At 63.9% G+C, this 4,598-nt stretch carries 3 protein-coding genes and 1 pseudogene; 1 reads left to right on the plus strand and 3 read right to left on the minus strand.

Annotation, left to right across the window (positions count from 1 at the left end; translation table 11 throughout):
* Positions 1-349: pseudogene (locus VGO12_RS06915) on the plus strand (1-deoxy-D-xylulose-5-phosphate reductoisomerase); the annotation flags it as partial.
* Positions 350-389: 40 nt separating this feature from the next.
* Here VGO12_RS06915 and hemA read toward each other — a convergent pair.
* From hemA to VGO12_RS06930, 3 genes are all read right to left on the minus strand, one after another.
* Entirely contained in the window at positions 390-1,604 is a 1,215-nt protein-coding gene (hemA, locus tag VGO12_RS06920; protein ID WP_327511986.1) for a 5-aminolevulinate synthase, read from the minus strand.
* A gap of 328 nt (positions 1,605-1,932) precedes the next feature.
* Positions 1,933-2,730, minus strand: coding sequence for a xanthine dehydrogenase family protein subunit M (locus VGO12_RS06925; RefSeq protein WP_327511987.1), 798 nt, complete (start codon positions 2,728-2,730; stop codon positions 1,933-1,935).
* A gap of 15 nt (positions 2,731-2,745) precedes the next feature.
* A partial coding sequence (locus VGO12_RS06930; RefSeq protein WP_327511988.1) for a xanthine dehydrogenase family protein molybdopterin-binding subunit occupies positions 2,746-4,598 on the minus strand: 1,853 nt, incomplete at its 5' end.

The raw sequence follows: 4,598 nt of genomic DNA on the forward strand, positions 1-4,598 counted from the left end.
CGGTTATGCGCTCGCCTATCCGAGCCGCTGCAACCTGCCGATCGAGCGGCTCGATTTCGCCAAGCTGTCGCGGCTCGATTTCGAGGCGCCGGACGAAGTGCGTTTTCCGGCGATCCGGCTCGCGCGCCGGGCGATGGTCGAAGGCGGCGTGCAGGGTGCGGTCCTCAACGGCGCCAAGGAAACGGCGCTCGACGCCTTCATCGCCGGCCGAACCGGGTTCCTCGCCATGGCCGAGATCGTCGAAAAGGTCATGGACAGGCTCGCCGACCTGCCGGCGGCCGCAACGATGGACGATGTTTTCGCCGCCGACGAAAAAGCCCGGCATATCGCAGCCGGGCTCCTTCGGTAAGTTCTAGCTTTCAGCGCCCGGCTCGAACCGAGCGATCGCCTCAAGCGACGGCGCGGGCCAGCGCACAGCGCGACCAGAGCGAATGAAGCGCTCCGACCAGATGGTCGATGTCGGCGTCCGAATGGAGCGGCGTCGGGGTGATGCGCAGGCGCTCGGTCTTCTTCGGCACCGTCGGATAGTTGATCGGCTGCACGTAGACGCCGAAATGGTCGAGCAGCAGGTCCGAGATCCACTTGCACTTGGCAGCGTCTCCGACCATGACCGGCACGATATGGCTCGGGTTCGGCATGTGCGGGATTCCGCGCTGGTCGAGCAGCGAGCGCAGCCGGCGCACGCGTTCCTGATGGGCGAAGCGTTCGACCTGGCTTTCCTTCAGGTGGCGGATCGAAGCAAGCGCACCGGCGGCAAGCGTCGGCGGCAGCGCCGTCGTGAAGATGAAGCCGGATGCAAACGAGCGGATGAAATCGCAAAGTGCGGTCGAGCCGGTGATGTAACCGCCCATGACGCCGAAGGCCTTGCCGAGCGTGCCTTCGATGACGGTCAAGCGGTGCATCAGGCCTTCGCGTTCGGCAATGCCGCCGCCGCGCGGACCGTACATGCCAACGGCATGCACTTCGTCGAGATAGGTCATGGCGCCGTACTTGTCGGCGAGGTCGCAGAATTCCTTGATCGGCGCGATGTCGCCATCCATCGAATAGACGGACTCGAAAGCGATGAGCTTCGGCGCACGCGGATCGGCGGCGGCCAGCTTGGCTTCGAGGTCAGCGACCGAATTGTGCTTGAAGATGACGCGTTCGCACTTGGAATGACGGATCCCCTCGATCATCGAAGCGTGATTCCCGGCGTCTGAGAAGACGATAACACCGGGAATCTTCGAACAGAGCGTTCCAAGCGCGGCCCAGTTGGACACGTAGCCCGACGTAAACAGCAGCGCCGATTCCTTGCCATGCAGGTCCGCGAGCTCGCGCTCAAGCAGGACGTGGTAATGGTTGGTGCCGGAGATGTTGCGGGTGCCGCCGGCGCCTGCGCCGCATTCGTCGATGGCGCGCTTCATCGCCTCGGTGACGACAGAATGCTGGCCCATGCCGAGATAGTCGTTCGAACACCAGACGGTGACTTCCTGAACGCCGTCAGCCGTGTGGCGCGCTGCCTTCGGGAACTGGCCACGATGGCGGGCGATGTCGGCAAAAACCCGGTAGCGGCCTTCCTGATGCAGCCCGTCCAGCTCGTTCTTAAAGAAATTCTCGAAATCCATCATTTTCTCCAGTGCCCGGCCGCTTTTCTTCAATCAAAGCAGCCTGGGGTCAACCTCGGAATGCCCGGCATCCGCCACCTGCGGCAAAAGGCCCTTCAAGCCCTGCCCATCCAGTGAGTGCATCCAAGATGATCTAGCATTTTTGATCCTGAGCATCTTCGCTGCTTTCACGGAAACCGTTTCAACCAGAACAGCCCTAGTTTTGAAACATTCCAAAGAAAGCTTTAGTGCATGTTCATCACGTCAAGCTTGATCGAAGTCAAGCAAGGATGAAAAAAGGACGGCCGAAGCCGCCCTTTTTCGATGTCTGTGTGGCAGCTCGGGGCGATCATGCCGCAGCCACGGCGCGTTTGGCCATGACCTTCACCAGATTGGCGCGATAGGCCGCATCGGCATGAATGTCGGAGAGCAGCTCCGATGCATCGACGCTGATGGTGCCGAGCGCATCCGGCGACCAGTTGGCGGCAAGCGCCGCCTCCATGGCCGCCTGGCGGAACACACCGTTGGAGCCGGCACCGGTAACCGCAACGCGCACGCCACCATCATCCGCCCGCGCCACGAAAACGCCCGTCATCGCGTAACGCGAGGCCGGATTGGCGAACTTCTGGTAGGCGGCCCTGGCCGGCGCATCGAAGGTGATCGCGGTGACGATCTCGCTGTCTTCCAGCGCCGTTTCGAAGAGGCCGGTGAAGAAGTCGTCCGCCGGTATCTCGCGTCGGTTGGTGACGATGATCGCGGCCAGCGCCAGCATCGCCGCCGGGTAGTCGGCTGCTGGATCGTTGTTGGCGATCGAGCCGCCGATCGTGCCCATGTGCCGCACATGCGGATCGCCGATGTGGCTGGCGAGATGGCAGATCGCCGGACAGACGGCCTTGAGTGCTGCCGACGACGCCACCTCATAGTGGGTGGTGGCAGCGCCGATCCGCACCATCCGGCCATTGACCGAGATGCCCTGCATCTCGGCGATGTGCCGGAGGTCGATGAGATCGCTCGGCGACGCCAGCCGTTGCTTCATCGTCGGGATCAGTGTCATGCCGCCGGAGACATATTTGCCTTCGCTGGCCGCTTCCATTCGGCTGACGGCATCCTGGATGGAGGACGCCCGATGATATTGGGTCTCGTACATGAGGTGTCCTCCCGTTCACTTGGCCGCGTTTGCTGCCGCCCACACCTTCTGCGGCGTCGCCGGCATGGTGAGTGCGTTGTTGCCGATGGCGTCGGTGATGGCGTTGATCAGCGCCGGTGGCGAGCCGATGGCGCCCGCCTCGCCGCAGCCCTTGATCCCCAGCGGATTGTTTGGGCAGGGCGTGTTCGAGGTCGAGACCTGGAACGACGGCAGATCGTCGGCGCGCGGCATGGCGTAGTCCATGTAGCTCGCCGTCAGCAGCTGGCCGGACGGGTCGTAGTGCACGCCCTCGAGCAGCGCCTGGCCGATCCCTTGCGCGATGCCGCCATGCACCTGTCCCTCGACGATCATCGGGTTGATGATGTTGCCGAAGTCGTCGGCGGCGACGAACTGGACGATCCTCGTGCGCCCCGTGTCAGGGTCGACCTCCACCTCGCAGATGTAGCAGCCTGCCGGGAAGGTGAAGTTGGCGGGATCGTAGAAGGCCCCCTCCTTCAGCCCCGGCTCCATGCCCTGGGGCAGGTTGTGGGCGGTGTAGGCGGCCAGCGCCATCTGGAACCAGGGCACCGACTTGTCGGTACCGGCGACCTTCAGCTCGCCGTTCTCGATGACGATGTCGCTTTCGTCCGCCTCCATCAGATGCGCGGCGATCTTCTTCGCCTTCGCCTCCACCTTGTCGAGCGCCTTGACCACGGCGGACATGCCGACAGCACCCGAGCGCGAGCCGTAGGTGCCCATGCCCATCTGCACCTTGTCGGTGTCGCCATGCACAATGTTGACGCTGTCGAGCGGCACCCCGAAGCGATCGGCGACGAGCTGGGCAAAGGTTGTCTCGTGGCCCTGGCCGTGGCTGTGCGAGCCGGTCAGGACCTCGATCGTACCGACGGCATTGACGCGCACCTCAGCCGATTCCCACAGGCCGACGCCGGCGCCGAGCGAACCGACCGCCGCCGACGGCGCAATGCCGCAGGCCTCGATATAGCAGCTCATGCCGATGCCGCGCTTCATGCCGCGGCGCTCGGCGTCCGCCTTGCGGGCGGCAAAGCCGTTCCAGTCGGCCGCCTGCATGGCGGCGTTGAGCGACGCTTCGTAGTCGCCCGCGTCGTAATTCATGATCACCGGCGTCTGGTGCGGGAAGGAACGGATGAAATTGATCCGCCTCAGTTCCGCCGGCGAAACGCCGAGTTCGCGCGCCGCCGTCTCCATGGTGCGTTCGAGCAGATAGGTCGCCTCCGGCCGGCCGGCGCCGCGATAGGCGTCGACCGGCGCCGTGTTGGTGTAGACGGTACGCACATTGGCGTGGATCGCCGCAATGTCGTACTGGCCGGACAGCAGCGTCGCATAGAGATAGGTCGGCACCGCCGAGGAAAAGAGCGACATATAGGCGCCGAGATTGGCGATCGTGTCGACCTTGAGCCCGATGATGCGGTTGTTGACATCGAACGCCATCTTTACGGTCGACACATGGTCACGGCCGTGGGCGTCGGTGAGGAACGCCTCGGTTCTGTCGGACGTCCACTTGACCGGAACGCCGGTGCGCTTGGACGCCCAGAGACAGACGATCTCTTCCGGATAGATGTAGATCTTCGAGCCGAAGCCGCCGCCGACGTCGGGCGCAATCACCCGGAGCTTGTTTTCCGGTGCGACATTGTAGAAGGCGCTCATCACCAGTCGCGCCACGTGCGGGTTCTGGCTTGTCGTATAGCAGGTGTAGTGGTCGTCGCCGGCGTCGTAGATGCCAAGGGCCGCGCGCGGCTCCATCGGGTTGGGCGAAAGCCGGTTGTTGTGGATCGTGACTTCGGTGACGTGCGCCGCCGCTGCGATCGCCTTGTCGGTCGCCGTCTCGTCGCCGATCTGCCAGTCGAAGA

Source organism: Ensifer sp. (assembly GCF_035999135.1).
In the GTDB taxonomy this organism is placed as follows: Bacteria; Pseudomonadota; Alphaproteobacteria; order Rhizobiales; family Rhizobiaceae; genus Ensifer.